Source organism: Paenibacillus sp. WLX2291 (genome assembly GCF_046603665.1).
Taxonomy (GTDB): domain Bacteria; phylum Bacillota; class Bacilli; order Paenibacillales; family Paenibacillaceae; genus Saccharibacillus.
The window spans coordinates 2,116,012-2,136,562 of the sequence record NZ_CP176755.1 but is presented as its reverse complement, the minus strand read 5'-3'; the positions used below and the strand labels follow the sequence as shown (position 1 = coordinate 2,136,562).

The window sequence follows — 20,551 nt, the reverse complement described above, 5'->3', positions numbered from 1 at the left end:
CGCTTTATACCTAATTGTAAACGAATGTTGCGTTTTGAAAACCTATTATGATCGCAAATATCATTGATAAAAACTATGATTATGATAACTTTTCATTGGTGATTATTATGTACTCAAAAGATAGTTGTCATCGATAACACTGCAAAGGAACAGCAAAAAGCCCTGTATGACTGCATTCTCGCTATGTTGCGGTGGATGCTATCACACAGGGCTTTGCTTACTGATCAGTCATCTGATCATTGTCCAGAGATATCACTTTAAATAGTTTAAAAAAGAAGCAAGTACGATATTGAAGCTTATGCTTCTTCCGGTGGCAAGTGTTCAGCAATTAAACGCTGCTTCATATCCCATGCTTTCGGACTAATATTCACACGATAAATTTCTGGATTCAGCTTACGCTGGTATTCCGGCCAGAACTGATCCAGCTGACTTACATGGTAAGCACGAATGTCTTGCAGGGAAGGCAATTCGTATACTTGCTTGCCTTCAACAAAGATCGGTTGCAGTAAAGCTACCGCTTCGTAATCCGATACATATTTACGGATATACGGATGCAGCGGATTGAACAGCTTGAGTCGCTTGCCTTCCCGCGGCTCCGATTCGTTCGGGAAACAAATATAGTCGGCAATTGCTTTACCGCTGCCTGTACTAATAATACGGTATACATCCTTGCTGCCCGGTGTTGTGACTTTTTCCGGGTTGGCGGAGATTTTGATAACAGGCTTCATTTCGCCGTCAATCTCGCACTCTACCAGCTTGTACACACCACCAAGTGACGGCTGATCCGAAGCAGTGATAAGTTGTGTACCTACCCCCCATGTGTCAATGCGTGCCCCTTGAGATTTCAAATCCAAAATTGTATTTTCATCGAGATCATTCGACGCGACGATCTTCACATACGGCAGCCCTGCATCATCCAGCATTTTACGCGCTTGAATGGATAAATACGCTAGATCACCGCTATCCAGACGGATGGCACTCATCTTTTTACCGCGTGCTTCGAGATCTTTGGCAGTCTTGATCGCATGTGGAACGCCGCTGCCGAGTGTATCGAATGTATCCACCAGCAGCGTTACGCCATCTGGCAATGCCGCTGCATACCGATCAAATGCCTCCTGCTCATTGCCAAAGCTCTGTACCCATGCGTGTGCATGTGTGCCTTTGGCAGGAATACCAAATTTGGCACCGGCAAGCACATTCGATGTACCGTGGAACCCTGCGATATAAGCAGCACGAGCGCCCCAGATTGCCGCATCTGCTTCCTGTGCACGACGTGTACCGAATTCCAGCAGAATATCGTCGCCCGCTACCTGCTTGATCCGCGAAGCTTTGGTCGCAATCAAGGTCTGATAGTTCATAAAGTTCAGCAGCGCCGTTTCAACCAACTGTGCTTCCATAATCGTACCTTCTACACGAAGCAGTGGCTCATCTGCGAATACAACTGCACCTTCCTGCATCGCATACAGATTGCCGCGAAAACGGAACTGTCTCAATTCATCCAGAAAACGCGCATCATACTGCTCTTCCTGCTCTGCCAGAAAAGCAATCTCATCCTCATGAAATGTCAGATGATTCATATAATTGACAATCCGCTCTAATCCGGCAAATACGGCATACCCGTTACCGAACGGTAACTTGCGGAAATACGCTTCGAATACGGCACGTCGATTGTGTGTACCATTCACCCAATGGGCGTACATCATATTGATCTGATATTTGTCTGTATGTAACGCAAGTCCATATTGTCTCATCACGACTTCACCTCTTTAATGATAATACCGCCATAGCCGAAATTGTGAACCTAATCACATTTCCGGCTACAGCATGCTGCAAACGATGCAATGATTATCCTTTAACCACATTTGCGCCAAGTGTACCTTTGAAATGCTGCAAAGCCCATTCATGCCCCGCTGGATTGAAGCTAGCAACCGCATCTTCATGTACTGTCATCGTGAATCCTCGATTGTAGGCGTCCACAGCGGTATGCAGCACACAGATGTCGGTACATACCCCGATCAGATGCAGCTCGGTAATGCCACGCGCACGTAGCTGCATCTCCAGATCCGTACCGGCAAAAGCACTATAACGCGTCTTGTCCATCCAGTAGATCTGCTGCTGGTTCTGCTCATACACTTGCTTCAGTCTGCCATATAGCTCACGTCCTGCCGTACCGCGAATATTATGCGGCGGGAACAAGGACGCTTCCGGGTGAAAAGCATCTTGCTCGTCATGCAGATCGACCGCCATCACCACCCAGTCCCCCTGCTCTACAAACTGCTCAGTCAAATCCACTATTCGCTGCTCAATCTCAATACCCGGCTGTCCCACCGGCAACTTGCCATCCACAAAATCATTCGTATAATCAATCACGATCAGTGCTTTCATCACATATCCTCCTTACGAATAAATGGATAAACGCGGCACCAGACCGGTAAACCGGTACAACTGTGCTGGGCGCTGGGAATACTGATTGGAACTGAGCGGATTACCGTCGTCATCCCGCACTTCCTCGATAATGCCTTTGCGGCTGCGCGTGGACGTAATTTTACGAATAAAATTCGGTTCTTCAAAATCCGGCACAACCGCCTTGATCACCTGATACAGCTCGCTGAGCGTAAATTCTGGCGGCAGAAACTTTTTGGCAATGACCGTACTGAGCATCTGCTCCTGAATACGCATGTACGCATCACGAATAATATCATGATGGTCAAACCCAAGCTCCAGCTTGTCCAGCGCTTCCTCAATCGTAAACAAGCCGACCTCCTCGGCATCATCAGCGGCACGACGCTTTTCCAGTACTTCCTCTTCTACCAGTGCAAAAAAAGCATGTGAGATAATCCAGCCGCGCGGATCACGTCCCGGCTTGCTGTACACACCCAGATATTCCAGATGACGTGCATCGACTCCCGTCTCTTCCTTGAGTTCGCGCTGAGCAGCTTCAAATAGCGACTCATTATCGCGTGAGAATCCGCCCGGTAAAGCCCATTTACCGGCAAACGGCCACGAACGGCGGCGAATCAGCATTACCTTCAATTCGCGTAGAGGCAATGTTTTGGTGAAGGTTTTGCGCTCCTTTTTGGTCAGTGTAAACATGACGATATCGGCGGGCGCTCCATCCGGTGTACGGTACTTTTTAACATCATACGTATGCTGTTTGTTGTTTTCCGTCAATTTTATCACCACTGTTCATTTTATCTTTTTGATAATATCATTATGAACTATTAATAATGTAAGGTCAATCTTTATTTGCTGCGCGTAGCGATAAAGGTCGCTGTCGCAATCGCTCCGGTCACATCTTCGCTGTTCGTAATCTCTGCCTGCAACGTCATCGTACGACCAGCATGATGAATAACACGCGCACTCGCAAACAGCTCACCTTCGGTCATCGATTGCACAAAATGCGTGTTCATATTGGTCGTTACACACGGTTGACCACCCTGCACTGCCATCGCCATCATACCCATCGCTTGATCCATCATAGACATCATTACCCCACCATGGACAATATGCATATGATTTAAATGACTCGCTGTAGCAGTCAATCCAATTTTGATATATTCATGATGGCTTTCTACTAGACGGCACCCTAGCAGTCCCCAGTACATTTGCTCACTTGCTTGTAATACGTCATCCCATTCTGTCATCGGGCGTTCCTCCGTTTTCGTTGTTGAGTGTGGATATACTATCAGTATGCTCGTCGGTTCCGTTACGCCCGTTGTTGCGCCGGAAACCCGGCAGTTATCATATCGCGATGTTTTATGACTATGTGTTACGCTTGGTATTTACACTTGAGGATTATCGTTTATGATTACCATCTATCATTTGCGGTAGATATTCACCAGCTAGATATTGACCATTTGTGATTATTGTTTATACATCAATTGCAGCTATCTAGTTACAATTATATCTTTGTCTGTCCAACTACAACAGCAAGCTCATCTGGATCAAATCCACATATTGATTGTTCACCAGCAGTGCGTCCTTCTGAATACCTTCCATTCGAAAGCCAAGTGAGCGATACAAATGTAGCCCCCGTACATTCACCGATTGTACCGTCAGCTCAATCCGATGCACACCACGATCCTCTGCCCAGTGCAGCATACTATGAAACAAACGCCGACCGACACCACGATTAGCATACTCCTGCAATACACCGACCACAATATAGATCGTATGCCGGTTGCGTACGACCTTACCGCCCATCGCTTCCAGATAGCCGATAATCTGCCCTTGATATTCTGCGAGAAAGATATTGGAGTTGGCACTTCGCAGTGCATAGCGAATCATATCACGCTGTTCCGGTTCAGTCATCGTTCGTTCTCCCGGTTCCAGCAGCATATATGTCGTCTGTGCGTCCAGCTTCTTTTTCATCCGAATCAATGGACCGGAATCGCGAATCTGGGCAATTCGAATATAAACAGCTGCCTGAAATCCCGGCAGCACAGAGGGTTTATTTCGCCCACTATGTGAAGGGGCACAATGAAGCGTCAATGTAATGCGGTCGCGGCATGTAATCCCATTCTCAATGATCGGCTCCCCATAATGTCGCACAAAATAATCCGTTTCCACATCAGTAATCCGAAATCCATGCTTCTGGTACAAAGCCAGTGGACCAATACTGGAATTACCAGTACATACGGTGATCAAGTTACCACCAGCGCGCTCAAGCGCTTCCAGTACATGCCTGAGTAAATCACTGCCAATCCCCTGACCTGCATAATCCGGCAATACAGCTATATTCATAATCTCCCACTCTTCGCTGCCACGTTGCAGCGCGCCACAAGCACCCACAGGTATTCCATCGTATTCCGCCATCCACCAGCGACAGTAATTCATATAGCGTTGAAGCATGCTCTCGTCTGGATCTGCTAACAAGAGTAGCGAGATCGGCAAGTGTTCCCCCTGCTGATGTTCCCGTATCAATACCGGTGCGCGGTCATAAGACGAAGATTCCATACGGTCCACTTCTTTCTGTCTTGTTTGTCCGCATGCTGCGGCAGAAGATTCATTATGTTCTTCATTATATAACATGACGTAGGCAAAGGCGATGTAGCACTCTTTCTGCAAGCACCACTCCTAACAAGCAGACTCTAGCGATGATACATGATCGATTGAAGACTATACATGAGTGATTGAAGTGATACGTGACGGATTGAAGTGATACGTGACGGATTGAAGATGGTAAAAAAGACGCGGATTGACTATCCGCGCCCTTACTATACCCGCTCCCTATACAATAGGATGACTCTGGATCTTCATGGTCTGTTCTATCTTCGTAATCATACAATGACTGCAAAGAGAACAGCAAAAGATAGACAATATTCAGTCTCCACACGATGGCGGCGGAGAATCTTTGCCACTCTCTACATGAATCTTCTCCGATACCGTATTGTAAATAGCAGACATGACCATCTGTAGCAGATCATTAATCTCTACCTGCGACTCTTGGTAATCGGAGATCAATGGAATATCGTCCATTTCCTGCTGCAAGGCTGCCATCTCGGCTTCAATGTTAGCAACCATCTTCTGATTACGCATCGACTCAAAGGCAACCACTTCTTTTTGCTTCTTCTTAATTTGCGAGATCAGACTTTGCACTCGCTCATGAGTCAGAATCATCTGCTCCGCCTTTTGAAAATGGACAACTTCCTCACTTTCGGAAATGAGAGAAGCGAGTTGATTCGTCTTCGCCATAATATCTTCGCGAATATGCAATCCGCTTGTATCCAGATCAGGAATAGCATTCACCGGTTCCTGTTGATGTTCGTTATGCTCCTGCTGCTGCACGGGCAGTATCTCCCTTCCAGAAAGACGGCTATACCGGCAGAATGCTCTGTAATCAGCTTATGGCTACAGGTTCTGCCACCAGCTCGCCTTTAATGTAAAATGTTTTGTAATCGGTAATCTGTACATGTACAAATTCACCAATCAGATCATCAGCACCTTCAAAATGAACGAGCTTGTTGGAACGTGTTCGTCCGGCAAGCACATGCTCATTATTTTTGCTGGCGCCTTCAACGAGTACTTCCACTACCTGACCGAGAAACTTCTCGCTGCCAATGCGGCTGTACTGTTTGATTGTATCATTTAAACGCTGCAAGCGCTGCTTTTTCACTTCCATCGGCACATTATCCTCCATCGAAGCGGCAGGCGTACCTTCGCGCGGCGAATAAATAAACGTATACGCAGAGTCAAAGCCCACTTCACGCACAAGCGACAGCGTTTGTTCAAACTGCTCATCTGTTTCGCCAGGGAAGCCAACGATAATATCCGTAGTCAGCACCGCGTTCGGAATAGAAGTATAGATTTTGTCCACCAGCTCCAAATAATGCTCGCGACTGTATTTACGACTCATCTTTTTCAACACTTCCGTGCTACCCGACTGTACAGGCAGATGGATATGTTCCACCAGATTGCCACCCTGAGCGAGTACTTCAACTAGACGATCATCAAAATCACGCGGATGCGATGTTGTAAAGCGCACGCGCGGAATATCGATTTTGGAAATATCATCCATCAGATCGCCAAATGTATAATTCATGCCTTCCAGATCTTTGCCATAGGCATTCACGTTCTGTCCCAGCAGTGTAATCTCTTTGAAGCCTTGACGTGCCAGCTCGCGCACTTCGGCAATGACGTCCTGTGGCAGACGGCTGCGCTCCTTGCCACGCGTATACGGCACGATGCAATACGTACAAAATTTGTCGCAGCCATACATAATATTTACCCAACCACGCATACCTTGACGTTTTTTCGGCAGGTTCTCGACGATATCGCCTTCTTTGGACCACACCTCGACGACCATTTCTTTGCTAAACAATGCTCCTTGTACTAACTGAGGCAGACGATGGATATTATGTGTACCAAAGATCATATCGACAAAGTTATGTCGCTGCATAATCCGGTTCACAACGCCTTCTTCCTGTGCCATACAACCGCAGACACCAAGCAGCAAGCCCGGACGTTCTAGCTTCAGCGTTTTCAGATGACCGAGTTCGCCAAATACACGATCTTCTGCATTTTCACGAATAGCGCACGTATTCAGCAGAATGATATCCGCTTCTTCACGGCTTTCGGTCGCTTGATAACCCATTTGCTCCAGCATACCTTTGATCGTTTCGGAATCATGCTCGTTCATCTGGCAACCAAACGTATATACGAGATAATGCTTGCCAACGCCGATATGACGCAATTCTTCCGGCACTGCATTTTCGTACATAACCTGCACGTCTTGCTTACCGCGCTTCTTCTCTTCGCGCTGATTCGGTTCAGAGACAATATGAATATCACGTCCGCGGATACGGATTTTTTTGCCATGTTCGTCTTCCGAGATCACTTTTGCATCGGAAAAGTCAAAATACTTGGAATAATCTTTTGTCTGTTTTGACATGCTATGCTGTCACTCCCCCACCATTACCATTTCCAGAATATATCGTTTGCAGTGCTGTTACGGAGCGTTATATGAGTCTATTGCGCTCTATGTTTACCTTCGGACCTTGCTAGTAAACGAACTGCAAATCAATCATTATCGGATATGTGAATTGTATTGTTATCAACATCAACAACCAAATGAACAAAAAAGCATTACCTATAATTATAGCATGGCACTATCTATATAAAAAGCAAGGAATACCCAACTGCTGCTCACTTCCGAGTGACTTACAAGCCCTATTCAATATATCTGCGAACCTACACCGATACGAATTTTCGGATTCAAGTCTGGATCTATCATCTTCATTACTCGTAGCAGATTGTCCTGGGACATCGCAATACAGCCTTCTGTCGGCTTGTTGGACGCACGCCAGATATGCATAAAAATCGCACTACCTTTGCCAGAAACGACAGGATTCATATTGTAGTTAATGACCATCGCATACTGGTACAACGGATTATTCAATCGTTCAAATGAAGACCAGCGCTCCTTCGGATTGCCTTCGTATGCAACCCAGCTGTTATAATCTGGTGATCCCGGTGTATCAATCCAATAATCGTCCGCCCCTGCTGTGCGATAATCGGTTTTCAATCCAGTCGGCGCCTGGTTACTACTGCCAAATGCAGTGCCAAGTGTATACGTTCCAAGCGGTGTTTTGCCATCGCCTTCTTTTGTTTTACCAAGCCCTTTATTGCCCAATACAACTGGTATTGGACCTAGCTGGCGTTTCCAGCCACTTTCCTGCTTTTCGTATACATACAGTCTGCCCGTGATGGAACGCTGTGTATCAGCGGTGACGATGATGACTTGCTCACTGCTCAGCTGATCTAATTTTTTGAACAACTTTGGCTCATTCAGCGCAGATGCAGCATCCGCCTGATGATACGCTGGTATATAGCTTATGAATAGAAACAGCAACAACGTCAAACGGATACGATAACTCATGATCATGTCCTCCTGCAACTGAAGTTCAGCTTCACTCCTTATCGAAGCTTCATTCGTTGAAATTGATATGTATTCATAGTAGCAGAATATTACTTCTGAATCAGCACCGTTCTTCATGCATTGCTTAATGTATGTAGTATCCACTTCACAAACTTAATGCTGCATCGCAATTGACGTTGCATCAAAAAAACCAGGATCGCTGTATTGATCCATAATGCAAGAGACATACGATACTCTTCATTACGATTCACAGACAATCCTGGTTTTTAACTATATTCGTATTGATCTTAGTCGATGATTTCAGCAGTGTCGCCAGTACGTGCACCAGCAGCATTCGCTTCATCGGTATCAATGTGCATATCCAGTGCAAACGAATCAGATACGCGTGCAATCACATTTTCCAGTACCATGCCACGCTCGCCAGACAGGCGAACATTCAGTTTATCCTGGTCTTTGATACCCCATTTTTCGGCATCAGATGTGTGGAAGTGAATGTGGCGGGCAGCCACGATTACGCCTTCCTGAATTTCCACTTCACCAGCTGGCCCTTTGATCAGAATGCCTGGTGTACCCGCGATATTACCAGATTCGCGTACAGGTGCTTTTACGCCAACTGCGAACGAATCAGTCAGAGAGATTTCCAGCTGTGTCGCTGCGCGTGCAGGACCCAGAATACGAACTTTAGGGAAAGAACCTTTAGAGCCAACAACCTCAACTGTTTCGTTGGCAGCAAACTGACCCGGTTGGGACAGTGGTTTGAATTCAGTCAGTTGATAACCAGCACCAAACAGAATTTCTACATGCTCTTGGGACAGGTGAATATGACGGGCAGATACGCCTACAGGTACTACTTTACTCATTGAATGTCACTCCTCAGCTATTCTTTATGCGCTTGTAACAAAATACACGTACTTCCTGATCATCAGAAAATAAGCCGCATATGATTCATAACGGACTTAACGAGATATTGACAATCACAATATCTAATTCCGCTAATGAACACGTCCACAAACGCTAACATACATACTATGCCATTATACATCTTTTACTATGAAAATGAAAATCCATTCAGCAAAAAGACCTGCATGCTTTCAGTAAAAAGGCATACAGGTCACATATTTTACTTTATTCACTCGTTAGCGAATGATTACCTCGGCTCCACAATCAGCTTCATGGCTGTTCTATCTTCTCCATCAATCACAATATCAGTAAAGGCAGGAATACAAATCAAGTCAACTCCACTTGGTGCTACAAATCCTCTGGCAATAGCTACAGCTTTGATCGCTTGATTAAGTGCACCCGCTCCGATGGCTTGAAGCTCGGCAGCGCCGCGCTCGCGCAACACTCCTGCCAGGGCTCCTGCAACTGAGTTCGGGTTGGATTTTGCTGACACTTTTAATACTTCCATGTTAAGTACCTCCCCTAGGAATGAATGATGGCTTAGCTTCAAAAATGATCGGAATTGCGTCTAGTTAGTATTCGAGGATTTGTTTTCGTTTCCTTCTTTTTTTGAGCCGAACATTGCCAAATTGACAAATATATTTTCAGACCTTGCTTTTGCCTGTACAAGTATATCGTCGATTGGCTTCATTGGGATGATGGGGCGCCGTTATTGAACGAAAGATCATAATGCAATAATGCCTTCGAGAGCGAGACTTCTATCCCTCACTACAACGTAGAATATGAGGAATTTTCGTGGATCCCGGCATCCATTGTCATTAATCCATATGCCATTCGTCTTCGTACATGCGTATTTTTTCGATTTTTTTCGCTTTGCCAGTCTGATCGTCAATATCTACGAATACCGCGTGAAAATGCCATTTGCCTTCACACACTTGAAAACGTGCAGGTAGCTGCGTTTGGAATTTGTACAGCACCGCATCCTTCTCCATACCAAGCACACCTTCACGCGAACCGACCATACCAACATCCGTTTGATACGCTGTACCACCCGGCAAAATGGTGTCGTCATTGCTCTGTACGTGAGTATGCGTACCGACTACCATTGAAGCGCGACCTTCCAAATACCAGCCCATCGCGATTTTCTCAGATGTTGCTTCTGCATGGAAATCGACTAGAATCGCATTCGTTTTGCCATTCAGTTCATCCAGAATCTCATCCACTTTGCGGAAAGGGCAATCGATTGCAGGCAAGAACGTGCGTCCCTGTAAGTTAATGATCGCTAGCTGCTTACCACCGTTTTTGATAATCGTATATCCGCGACCTGGTGTATCGGGTGGGAAATTGGCCGGACGAACCATCCGCTGTTCATCGTCGATAAAATCGAAAATCTCTCTGTTATCCCATGTATGGTTCCCCATTGTAATCCCGTGAATGCCTTGTTCAAACAGCTCATTGGCAATCTTGCGCGTCAACCCTCTGCCAGAAGCCGAATTCTCCGCGTTTGCTATGATGATGTCCGGGTTATACTTTGATTTTAACCTAGGAAGGCTTGCTTTAATCGCTCTACGCCCTGTACTACCGACAATATCTCCAATAAAAATAACTTTGATGGTGATTCTCCTCCGTCTTCATATACAAAAAGTGACCCGTTATCCAGGTCACTTTTCGCATGTTCTTTATTTTGCGTAATCGACCGCCCGCGTTTCGCGGATGACGGTAACTTTGATATGCCCTGGATAATCCAGTTCATTCTCAATCGTTTTCGTAATGTCACGTGCCAGTCGGAAACTGTCTGCATCGTCAATCTTATCCGGTTGCACCATGACGCGAATTTCGCGTCCAGCTTGAATCGCATACGATTTTTCGACGCCATCGAACGATTCCGATATTTCTTCGAGCTTTTCCAGACGACGGATATACGTTTCCAGCGTCTCGCGTCTCGCTCCTGGTCTAGCAGCAGACAATGCGTCAGCAGCACCAACCAGCATTGCGATAATCGAAGTCGCTTCGGTATCGCCGTGGTGAGACGCGATACTGTTAATAACGACTGGATGCTCTTTGTATTTCTTCGCCAGTTCGACACCGATCTCTACGTGTGAACCTTCCACTTCATGGTCAAGCGCTTTACCGATATCATGCAGTAAGCCTGCACGTTTCGCAAGCGTGATATCCTGACCTAGTTCGGCGGCCATCAGACCAGTAAGGTAAGCGACCTCCATGGAGTGTTTCAGCACGTTTTGACCATAACTGGTACGGAACTTGAGTCGTCCCAGAATTTTGATCAGGTCTGGGTGTAGACCGTGTACACCGACTTCGAATGTAGATTGCTCTCCGTATTCACGAATGCGCTCATCCACTTCGCGGCGGGATTTGTCCACCATCTCTTCGATACGAGCCGGGTGAATACGTCCGTCAGCAACCAATTTCTCCAATGCTGTACGAGCGATTTCACGACGAATCGGATCAAATCCGGATAAAATAACCGCTTCCGGTGTATCATCGATAATTAGATCGATTCCCGTTAATGTTTCCAGTGCACGGATGTTGCGACCTTCACGACCGATAATCCGGCCTTTCATCTCTTCATTAGGCAAGGTGACAACAGAAACGGTTGTCTCTGCCACGTGGTCCGCCGCACAACGCTGAATCGCAAGTGTGATGATTTCACGCGACTTTTTGTCCGCTTCGTTTTTCGCCTGTTGTTCAATATCTTTGATCAATTGTGCAGTTTCATGACGCACTTCCTGTTCAACATTGCTCAGGATAATACTGCGTGCATCTTCCATGGTCAGATTGGAGATACGTTCCAATTCTGCGACCTGGCTGCCATATAGCTGTTCGATTTGTTGCTGTGTCTCTTCGATACGTTTCTCTTTGTTAGCCACTTGTTCTTCTTTGCGTTCCAGTGATTCCAGCTTTTTATCCAGCGACTCTTCCTTCTGCAACAATCGTCTTTCCAGCCGTTGATTTTCATTCCGACGTTCACGAATGTCTTTTTCAGCTTCAGCTCTGAATTTGTGGATTTCGTCTTTTGCTTCCAGAACTGTTTCTTTTTTCAGTGCTTCTGCTTCTTTTTTTGCATTTTCCACGATTTGCGCGGCAGCAGTTTCTGCACTGGAAATTTTAGCTTCTGCAAGAGATTTGCGAATAAAATATCCGATCACGAACCCAAAGAATAATGCGGCAACAACGAGAATTATGATCCAGAGATAATCCATTCTGTTCACCTCCTCGCTGATTCCTCCAAGGTATTCCTTGGGAACTACCACCATTGTTGATTGGTAATGCAATGCTTCATCCCTTTACAATCTCTTTCATCGCCCATGCGGGTACATGTGCCAATTCCCTGTTCAAGGGAGATAAACATTTTCATTATTCAAGCCTTTGTACAACAGTCTGTCGACATTACGCCACCGGGTGTCAATAAGCTAAAAATGACGTAAAAATGACAAACTGTACACATCCATTTTATTATTTGCCAAAAGACATTGTCAAGCAATTGGCATTTCTGTCTGTACACTTGCATCATAACAACCGATAGATGGCGCTATAAATGCAAAAACAGTTGATTTCGTTATTATTGTGTTACGATGATTTTTGCGTTCTGCTCTCTGATTACAAAATTATGAATCCGCCCCAATGTGCAAAACAGCAGTATTTATTTGAAGTTGGACAATAGTTGTCCAGTTCCGTTTTATTATATGGTGCTCAAATGATCTTTTTGTTCAAATCAGTGTGTGAGTACAGATGATCTATACGTACATCCTTACGATGCTGAATGTCTGTGTCGTATACTTGGCGCATATCTTGACTATTGCTGTAGAAAAGTAAAGCGATTAATCTTCTTCCTCTTCGTCTTGATTCTGTTCGACTTGAGCCAATGCGCGGCGAACTAGATCAGAAGAATATCCGCGACGCATCAGGTATGCCATCGTTTTACGCTTTTTGTCCAGCCATTGACCGGATGTACTGTTCCATTTCTTCTGTGCCAACAGCACAGCACTATTTAACTCTTCATCCTCGTCAATATCGCCAAGTGCTTGTTCAATTTGCTCTTGATCTACGCCTTTTTGCCGTAATTCCTGTCTAATCCACACTTTGCCCTTTTTCTGCGTACGAACACGTTGTTTTGCCCACTGCTGGGCGAACAGTCCATCGTCAATCAGCTTTTCCTGCTCCAATCGCTCTAACGTTGCTTCAATCACATGATTCTCATATTCTTTTTCACGCAATTTACGCGCAACTTCCGTACGAGTACGGGAACGATAACTCAAATAATTGACAGATGACGCATATGCTGCCTGTAATTCATTCGCAGCCATAATTTCTTGTAGTGCGTCCTTCGTAAACGAATACCCTTTTAGCATTCGATATTTGATCATCACATCTTCGTGCACAATCAGATTCAATTCGCCAAACGTCAATCGGTAATGAAACCGCGGCCAACGCACCGGTTCAACAGAGATGATCTCCAATTCGCCGTCATCTGGAAAGTCATCTAATCGATCTGCTTTTTGATCGAATTCTTCTTCTAATTCCCACTCATTCGGTTGTTCAGTAGCTTCAGCTTGCTGTGAACGAGACGACTTGCGAGTTGATTTGCGAAACGATCTAAAGTTATTCATCCCTATGGTTCCCTTCTGGAGTACAGATTTACTTGCATATAAAATAAGCGCCTGAACGTATGCACGTTACAGGCGCTTAGGGTCACTAACATGCTGGCACATATCAGTGACTGGCTGTATTGATTTGCTCTATCCGAAATGTTCGGATGATAGAACCTGCAATGACTGAATTACTCTGTTGCTTCCGAGAACAGTTCTTGCTCTTCCAATTCTTCTTTACGTTTTTGATCGTCCGTAGGAGCATCCACCAGTGTACTCAGGTTGCTCAGTTCACGAATTCTATTTTCAATAACGAGGGAGATTTGCGGATTTTCTTTCAGGAATTGCTTCGCATTCTCTCTACCTTGACCCATACGCTCGCCATCATACGAATACCAAGCGCCACTTTTGTTTACGATATCTTTTTCCGTACCGATATCGATCAAGCTACCTTCTTTGGAGATACCTTCACCATACATGATGTCGATCTCTGCCTGTTTGAACGGAGGTGCTACTTTATTTTTCACTACTTTGATACGTGTACGGTTACCGACGATGTCGTTACCGTTTTTGATAGCTTCAATACGACGCACATCAAGACGTACAGTAGAGTAGAATTTCAGTGCACGACCGCCTGGTGTTGTTTCCGGGTTACCGAACATAACGCCGACTTTTTCACGCAATTGGTTGATGAAGATAGTAATTGTTTTCGATTTGCTGATGGCACCGGACAGTTTGCGCAGCGCTTGAGACATCAAACGTGCTTGCAAACCGACGTGAGAGTCACCCATTTCGCCTTCGATCTCTGCTTTTGGCACGAGTGCCGCTACGGAGTCGATAACGATGATATCAACCGCACCACTACGAACGAGAGCTTCAGCGATTTCCAGACCCTGTTCACCCGTATCCGGCTGGGACAGCAGCAGCTCATCAATGTTTACACCCAGATTCTTAGCATATTGCGGGTCCAACGCGTGCTCAGCATCAATAAATGCTGCTTGACCGCCGGCTTTTTGCACTTCCGCAACTGCATGCAGGGCAACCGTAGTTTTACCTGAAGATTCAGGTCCGTATATTTCAATGATCCGACCTCTTGGCATTCCGCCTGTTCCTAAAGCAATATCCAAAGCAATCGATCCACTTGGTACAACTTCAACTTGCATATGCGTAGATTCCCCGAGTTTCATAACGGAACCTTTACCGAATTGTTTTTCTATTTGACGAAGCGCCATATCCAGCGCAGCACGACGATCTGACAATCAGCTCACATCCTTCTCAATGTTTATAAACTAATTATACTGCAATTTTCACCTTTTGCCAAGCTTTTTTCGAACATATATTCGTCTTTTTGCAGCCCTCCGTTCGCCATATTACAAATATTGTAAAATATGATCAAAATACAAAATGGCTTATTTTTCAAACTGTTTTGTGCGGCCGTTATGTAAGAATTACATGCTTTTCTCCCTAATGAAACAAAAAACCGCAGCAATGGTTTGCTGCGGTTCTTCCGGCTAAAGTGATCATAGCATAGCTGTATGCGATCTGCAAGCCCGCAGATCGTCTGTAATGGCTGTTTGCCCTCCGTGCTCTAATCTACAGGCTGTTCATGCTGAAGTTGCTTGAGACGAAGCCAGAGGCGGTACATGATGCTCTTGGCTGAGCGGATGCGAATAGCTTCGCGATTCCCTTTTAAATTCAGCTTCCATACTTGCGTATCCTGTCCTCGTTCCGCAAGCGCAACATATACTAGACCGACAGGTTTGCGTTCCGATGATCCCGGACCTGCCACTCCCGTCACTGCAACGGCAAAGTCAGTATCTAGAATTTGGCGCGCTTCATGTGCCATCAATTGTGCGACCTCTTCACTCACGGCTCCCGGTGCATCTTCGCCTTCCAGTAGATCATGCGGGATTTGAAGGAGCTTTTCTTTCATTTCGTTGGAATACGATACGATTCCGCCCATGAATACGAGTGCACTGCCAGGCACTTTGGTCAGATTTTCCATAATCAGACCGCCGGTACAGCTCTCTGCCGCCGCAAGCGTCAATTTCATACCCGTCATCATCTGTAAAATCTGCTGCTCAATTCGGATATCCTGATCTGCATACATATGATCTGGCAGACGATCGCGAATGACCGCTTCCATCGCTTTCAGTTTCTCCATCGCTTGTTTTTCATCCGGTGCTTTGGTAGTCAGGCGGATCGTGACTTCCGCTTCTTTGGCATAAGGTGCAATCGTCGGATCGGTCTGTGCGCTGATCAGATCTAGCAATGCGTCTTCCAATGCGGACTCACCGATACCGGCAAATTTCAACATTTTGGAATAGATTGGATACTCACCGGACAGCACATTACTCAATAACCACGGAACTGCTTGCTGCTCAAACATCGGTTTGAGTTCTTTCGGTGGTCCTGGTAGCACGACATAATGCTTGTCGTTCTGACTAATGGCGATTCCGACTGCGAGACCGACTTCGTTATCAAGCGGATGACTATGTTCCAGAATAATTGCCTGACGACGGTTATTTTCAGTCATCGGCTTATCGCGACCTTCAAAGAACGTTTCGATCTTTTGCATCGCTTCTGGATAGATGTGCAATGAGCGTCCCAGCACTTCACCAAGAGCATCTTTGGTCAGATCATCTTGCGTTGGCCCGATCCCGCCGGAAAATACGACTACATCTGCCCGGCTACTTGCTAGTTCAATTGCCTGTTTCAAACGGTTTAGATTATCTCCAACCACGGTCTGGTAATACACATCAATGCCCAGATAAGACAGTTGTTGAGATAGGTATTGCGCATTCGTATTCGTAATTTGACCGAGCAGTAACTCGGTTCCAACAGCGATAATTTCTGCTTTGACGGCTTTCATGATTGTATCCTCCCTTTTGAAACAGTGCATGATTAAGGTTGATAGTGTATCTACTTCCATACGCGGATGTGAGGATGCTTATGCTGTTCTGCTATTACATTTGTATGATTTAAACAAGCAGCATTGTAAAGCGAAGAATCCTCACAGAAAAAGACAATAGAGCGATCCCTATTGCCTTTACTGCCGCTTCATGTTCATACTACCGATTACAACGATCTTATAAATAACTATTGCATCGTCGGATGGAAGCTCATGCTCACCATTAATCAGGAATTATGAAAATGAAGCAAATTTTTATTTTTGATGAAATAATCGACACCCGAATATAGGGTAATCAATGTGGCAATCCAAATGGCAATTTCGGCAAATGGAAAACCGATTAAGGCAAATGGGAAATTGTTAATCATTAATGCAATGATCGCCACGATTTGAGTGATCGTTTTCGCTTTGCCCCAGTTGCTTGCTGCAACGACAGAGCCTTCCAATAAGGCGATCTGACGTAGACCTGTAATCGCAAACTCGCGGAAGATGATAATAATCGCCATCCATGCTGCACATTTGCCCAAGGATACAAGCGAGATCAGCGCTGCGGATACGAGTAGCTTATCCGCTAGTGGGTCAAGCAACTTGCCCAAGTTCGTAACGAGATTGCGACTACGTGCGATATGACCGTCAATTCCGTCTGTACTTGCCGCAACAATGAAAATAAATGCCGCAATCAGATCGTTGTAACTTACTTGAAAGGAACTGCCGATATGCAACAACTGCTCGCCAAAAGGAAAATCAACCAGCAAAAACAGCATCATGACCGGCACAAGCGCAATGCGGGCCATCGTGATTTGGTTTGGCAGGTTCACAGTGTACCTCCTACGCTGAGTCCAGCATTATGGTATAGCCGCTTATATGTACCTGCATGCGACCGTATTTTGTTTATCAACATCAACGTGCAGCCTCCATCCGCCCTGTAACAAAACCGTTACATGCAATTGTTATTTCAGGTTTGTAAATTGAAGATCGAGCGGCAGATCCGCTTTGCGGAGCAGTTGAATAATAGATTGCAGATCATCGCGGTTTTTACCCGTTACGCGGATTTGATCACCTTGGATCTGACTTTTCACTTTTAGCTTGGAATCGCGAATGAGAATATTGATCTTTTTCGCATTTTCCTGATCAATGCCTTGCTTCAATTTGAGACGTTGACGTACGGTTCCCATCGAAGCAGGTTCGACCTTTTCGTATTCAATATTTTTGATCGGCAGACCGCGTTTTACCATTTTCGATTGCAAAACGTCGATTAATGCACCGAGTTTGTAATCGTCATCGGATACTAACACAAGTGTTTCTTTCTCCAATGTCAGTGTACTTTTGCTGCCTTTAAAATCAAAACGGCTGGCGATTTCCTTTTCCGTTTGAGTAATTGCGTTGGTCATTTCTTGCATGTCCATTTTGGATACGATATCAAATGAATTTTCAGAAGCCACAGAAGTCTCCCCCTTTAGTCAAATTATAGGTGATATTGGTGTGCAAGTCTAATACGATAACGGTGATCCAGATGTGTAAACGCTAATGATGCGCTCCTAGCTAATACTCAAGATCATCTTCAGACAAGAATGCGTTCGTATGCATTACATACATAAACTAAACTCGCAAAAGGACATCCGGTTCCGCAGAACGGAAGTAAGGGATGTCCTTTGTGATTGTTTATCAGTTACTGCTGGATGTGGAATCTGTTGTTGTACCTTCAGTGCTGTCGGTAGAGGTAGACGTACCGTCCGTTGTCCCTGTCGCATCAGTTGTACCGGAAGTGGAAGTTGCATCCGTAGTTGGTGCTTCTTTTACCAGCTTCAGCACGATACGAGAAGTCGCTTTGCCATCTGTGATCGGCTGACCATTGATCGTAATCTTCGTAGCTGGCGAATTACCGGATTTAATATATAGACCGGAATCGGTCAGATCGTAAGACAGGTTTTGTCCACTCTCGGTGTTGTTGAAGAACAGACGCTCACCACTGGAATCAGCAGATTTGTACACTTCCAACCAGCTTTGACCAGTAGCTGCAATGTCTACTTTCAACGTATCGGAACCGGTATAGTTCACATTGAACAAAGTATTGCGACCTTCTTTGCCACTTTCGCTGACTACCGGAGTGGATGAAGCATCCGTTGTCCCCGTTTCAGTCGATGGCGTTTCGCCGTTAGTCGCTTCTGGATCAGTACCTTCCGTCGTACCCGTGCCTTCTGGGTTCTCCGTTGTGCCTGTACCCGCAGATTCACCATTCTGTCCAGAACCTGCACCAGATGGAGTTTGAGTCGTACCGCCATTGCCACCTGTTGCAGGCGGGGTAGTGGTAGTATTCGGTGTATTATTCTGTTCTTGTTGTTGACTACTTGCAGTTTCTTCAATTTGCGGGGAAGAATTTTTGCTGATTACAAAAATCCATACCAGTGCAATGATCAGAATTGGGAACACCCACATTAAAATGGTTGATAGCAACTTGCCACTACGTCCCGAAGCGGCGGCGTTACGCCGTGCAGCTCTGCGCGGTTGCGCAACAGGTTCCATCACCGCTTCCGGCTCTGGCTCCGGTACAACATCCTGATGTTCTTGCAGCAGCTCGTCCGGACTAATACCGACAGCCTCTGCATAAGTTTTGATAAATGCCCGAACATAAAAACTTCCGGGAAGCACCTTGAAATCACCCGCTTCGATGGCCTCCAAGTAGCGCTTGCGTATTTTGGTCATTTCTTGCACGTCATCGAGCGATAAACCCCGTGCAAGGCGGGCGTCCCGTAACTGGCGACCCAGATCTGACATACGATTACCTCCTGATTAGATTGTTTTATCACATAAAGACTGAGCTTTATTGGTCATTTAGATATCATCTGTGTACGTTTCCGTGAATGTATCATAGACGATCTCTTCATCCGGATTGTTGCGCAATTCGATAATAATGTCGAAATCGCTGTATTCATAATCCGATTCCCGTACAAAGATATCGGGATGCTCAATTACTTTCGTACTTGGCATCTGCATAATATCTTGCAAAAGCTGGTAATGACGTTCATTTGACCGAATGGTACTCACGATCCCGTCAATAATAAATACATTGCCATGGTTCATTTCCTCTTCGGACAATTGACTGCGCACCGTCTGGCGCAACAGTGTCGACGAGACAAACGTCCAGCGCTTCATCGCGCATACACTACCCGCGATAATGGATTCGGTTTTACCGACACGCGGCATCCCGCGCAGACCGATAATTTGATTCCCTTCTCGCTTGAACACTTCACCGAGAAAATCAACCAGCAAACCGAGTTCATCGCGTGTAAACCGGAATGTCTTTTTGTCATCGGAATCGCGTTCGATATAACGACCATGACGCACAGCCAGAATATCGACCAGCTTCGGTTGACGCAGCGCAGTGATCGTAATGTTGGTCACTTTTGCCAGCATATCGCCAAGCAGCACGATTTTCTCATCATCGTCGGATTCCAGCAACATACCACGCGTTTTGCCTTCAACCCCGTTAATCGTACGGATGTTGACATTGAGCATACCAAGCAGTGAAGCCACATCCCCAAGTAAGCCAGGACGGTTTTTATGTATCCTGTACTCCAAGTACCATTGTTTCGCTTCCGGATTCGTCTGTTTTGCTTCCACGTTCACCTCGAACCTTTCTTCCCATTCATAACGCGGATCATTCCGCACGGGCATTTCATATGTGATTGAATCATCATAGACTGTATTGCATGAAGGGCTGACTAGCAGCCATATAATAAAAAGCGGCTGATCATG

The 20,551-nt window shown here is 45.6% G+C and carries 19 protein-coding genes; all 19 read right to left on the bottom strand.

Annotated features, from left to right (window positions below; genetic code table 11):
• Nucleotides 1-296: 296 nt before the first annotated feature.
• Nucleotides 297-1,751 (bottom strand): nicotinate phosphoribosyltransferase, encoded by a 1,455-nt coding sequence (locus ACDE64_RS09270; RefSeq protein ID WP_411350258.1) that lies wholly within the window; start codon nucleotides 1,749-1,751, stop codon nucleotides 297-299.
• A 94-nt stretch (nucleotides 1,752-1,845) separates the two neighbouring features.
• Nucleotides 1,846-2,385: a cysteine hydrolase family protein gene (locus tag ACDE64_RS09265; RefSeq protein ID WP_411349765.1), complete on the bottom strand. Its 540-nt coding sequence runs from the start codon at nucleotides 2,383-2,385 to the stop codon at nucleotides 1,846-1,848.
• A 12-nt stretch (nucleotides 2,386-2,397) separates the two neighbouring features.
• Complete coding sequence (locus ACDE64_RS09260) at nucleotides 2,398-3,171, bottom strand: NUDIX domain-containing protein (protein WP_411346180.1); 774 nt, start codon at nucleotides 3,169-3,171, stop codon at nucleotides 2,398-2,400.
• Nucleotides 3,172-3,242: 71 nt separating this feature from the next.
• On the bottom strand, nucleotides 3,243-3,644 hold the full coding sequence (locus ACDE64_RS09255) for a PaaI family thioesterase (protein WP_411346179.1): 402 nt from the start codon (nucleotides 3,642-3,644) through the stop codon (nucleotides 3,243-3,245).
• A 277-nt stretch (nucleotides 3,645-3,921) separates the two neighbouring features.
• The gene (locus ACDE64_RS09250) at nucleotides 3,922-5,067 is read right to left on the bottom strand and encodes a GNAT family N-acetyltransferase (RefSeq protein ID WP_411349764.1); all 1,146 of its coding nucleotides are present in this window, start codon (nucleotides 5,065-5,067) and stop codon (nucleotides 3,922-3,924) included.
• 255 nt (nucleotides 5,068-5,322) lie between these two features.
• Nucleotides 5,323-5,748, bottom strand: a complete 426-nt coding sequence (locus tag ACDE64_RS09245) for a RicAFT regulatory complex protein RicA family protein (RefSeq protein WP_411346746.1) — start codon at nucleotides 5,746-5,748, stop codon at nucleotides 5,323-5,325.
• A gap of 91 nt (nucleotides 5,749-5,839) precedes the next feature.
• The gene (miaB, locus tag ACDE64_RS09240; RefSeq protein WP_411349763.1) at nucleotides 5,840-7,390 is read right to left on the bottom strand and encodes a tRNA (N6-isopentenyl adenosine(37)-C2)-methylthiotransferase MiaB; all 1,551 of its coding nucleotides are present in this window, start codon (nucleotides 7,388-7,390) and stop codon (nucleotides 5,840-5,842) included.
• Nucleotides 7,391-7,672: 282 nt separating this feature from the next.
• Nucleotides 7,673-8,377, bottom strand: a complete 705-nt coding sequence (locus ACDE64_RS09235) for a L,D-transpeptidase family protein (protein WP_411349762.1) — start codon at nucleotides 8,375-8,377, stop codon at nucleotides 7,673-7,675.
• A gap of 287 nt (nucleotides 8,378-8,664) precedes the next feature.
• Nucleotides 8,665-9,237: a phosphate propanoyltransferase gene (gene pduL, locus ACDE64_RS09230; protein WP_411346175.1), complete on the bottom strand. Its 573-nt coding sequence runs from the start codon at nucleotides 9,235-9,237 to the stop codon at nucleotides 8,665-8,667.
• Between the two features lie 287 nt (nucleotides 9,238-9,524).
• Nucleotides 9,525-9,785: a stage V sporulation protein S gene (locus ACDE64_RS09225; RefSeq protein WP_017813748.1), complete on the bottom strand. Its 261-nt coding sequence runs from the start codon at nucleotides 9,783-9,785 to the stop codon at nucleotides 9,525-9,527.
• A gap of 310 nt (nucleotides 9,786-10,095) precedes the next feature.
• On the bottom strand, nucleotides 10,096-10,890 hold the full coding sequence (locus tag ACDE64_RS09220) for a TIGR00282 family metallophosphoesterase (RefSeq protein WP_411346745.1): 795 nt from the start codon (nucleotides 10,888-10,890) through the stop codon (nucleotides 10,096-10,098).
• Between the two features lie 66 nt (nucleotides 10,891-10,956).
• Nucleotides 10,957-12,498 (bottom strand): ribonuclease Y, encoded by a 1,542-nt coding sequence (gene rny / locus ACDE64_RS09215; protein ID WP_411346174.1) that lies wholly within the window; start codon nucleotides 12,496-12,498, stop codon nucleotides 10,957-10,959.
• 618 nt (nucleotides 12,499-13,116) lie between these two features.
• A complete protein-coding gene (locus ACDE64_RS09210; RefSeq protein ID WP_411349761.1) occupies nucleotides 13,117-13,905 on the bottom strand; it encodes a regulatory protein RecX in 789 nt (262 codons plus the stop codon).
• 170 nt (nucleotides 13,906-14,075) lie between these two features.
• Entirely contained in the window at nucleotides 14,076-15,143 is a 1,068-nt protein-coding gene (recA, locus tag ACDE64_RS09205; protein WP_411349760.1) for a recombinase RecA, read from the bottom strand.
• 329 nt (nucleotides 15,144-15,472) lie between these two features.
• Nucleotides 15,473-16,756, bottom strand: a complete 1,284-nt coding sequence (locus tag ACDE64_RS09200) for a competence/damage-inducible protein A (protein WP_411349759.1) — start codon at nucleotides 16,754-16,756, stop codon at nucleotides 15,473-15,475.
• Nucleotides 16,757-17,022: 266 nt separating this feature from the next.
• Nucleotides 17,023-17,613: a CDP-diacylglycerol--glycerol-3-phosphate 3-phosphatidyltransferase gene (gene pgsA, locus ACDE64_RS09195; protein WP_411346170.1), complete on the bottom strand. Its 591-nt coding sequence runs from the start codon at nucleotides 17,611-17,613 to the stop codon at nucleotides 17,023-17,025.
• 132 nt (nucleotides 17,614-17,745) lie between these two features.
• Nucleotides 17,746-18,237, bottom strand: a complete 492-nt coding sequence (locus ACDE64_RS09190; RefSeq protein WP_411346169.1) for a YajQ family cyclic di-GMP-binding protein — start codon at nucleotides 18,235-18,237, stop codon at nucleotides 17,746-17,748.
• Nucleotides 18,238-18,460: 223 nt separating this feature from the next.
• Nucleotides 18,461-19,570 (bottom strand): helix-turn-helix domain-containing protein, encoded by a 1,110-nt coding sequence (locus ACDE64_RS09185; protein ID WP_411349758.1) that lies wholly within the window; start codon nucleotides 19,568-19,570, stop codon nucleotides 18,461-18,463.
• 57 nt (nucleotides 19,571-19,627) lie between these two features.
• On the bottom strand, nucleotides 19,628-20,320 hold the full coding sequence (locus ACDE64_RS09180; RefSeq protein WP_411346744.1) for a DUF3388 domain-containing protein: 693 nt from the start codon (nucleotides 20,318-20,320) through the stop codon (nucleotides 19,628-19,630).
• Nucleotides 20,321-20,551: the final 231 nt, after the last annotated feature.

Excerpts from the sequence above, each read along its gene's own strand:
- ACDE64_RS09270 (WP_411350258.1), bottom strand. The coding sequence starts at position 1,751 with ATGAGACAATATGGACTTGCGTTACATACAGACAAATATCAGATCAAT.
- ACDE64_RS09265 (WP_411349765.1), bottom strand. The coding sequence starts at position 2,385 with ATGAAAGCACTGATCGTGATTGATTATACGAATGATTTTGTGGATGGC.
- ACDE64_RS09255 (WP_411346179.1), bottom strand. The coding sequence starts at position 3,644 with ATGACAGAATGGGATGACGTATTACAAGCAAGTGAGCAAATGTACTGG.
- miaB (WP_411349763.1), bottom strand. The coding sequence starts at position 7,390 with ATGTCAAAACAGACAAAAGATTATTCCAAGTATTTTGACTTTTCCGAT.
- ACDE64_RS09235 (WP_411349762.1), bottom strand. The coding sequence starts at position 8,377 with ATGAGTTATCGTATCCGTTTGACGTTGTTGCTGTTTCTATTCATAAGC.
- pduL (WP_411346175.1), bottom strand. The coding sequence starts at position 9,237 with ATGAGTAAAGTAGTACCTGTAGGCGTATCTGCCCGTCATATTCACCTG.
- ACDE64_RS09225 (WP_017813748.1), bottom strand. The coding sequence starts at position 9,785 with ATGGAAGTATTAAAAGTGTCAGCAAAATCCAACCCGAACTCAGTTGCA.
- rny (WP_411346174.1), bottom strand. The coding sequence starts at position 12,498 with ATGGATTATCTCTGGATCATAATTCTCGTTGTTGCCGCATTATTCTTT.
- ACDE64_RS09210 (WP_411349761.1), bottom strand. The coding sequence starts at position 13,905 with ATGAATAACTTTAGATCGTTTCGCAAATCAACTCGCAAGTCGTCTCGT.
- ACDE64_RS09200 (WP_411349759.1), bottom strand. The coding sequence starts at position 16,756 with ATGAAAGCCGTCAAAGCAGAAATTATCGCTGTTGGAACCGAGTTACTG.
- ACDE64_RS09185 (WP_411349758.1), bottom strand. The coding sequence starts at position 19,570 with ATGTCAGATCTGGGTCGCCAGTTACGGGACGCCCGCCTTGCACGGGGT.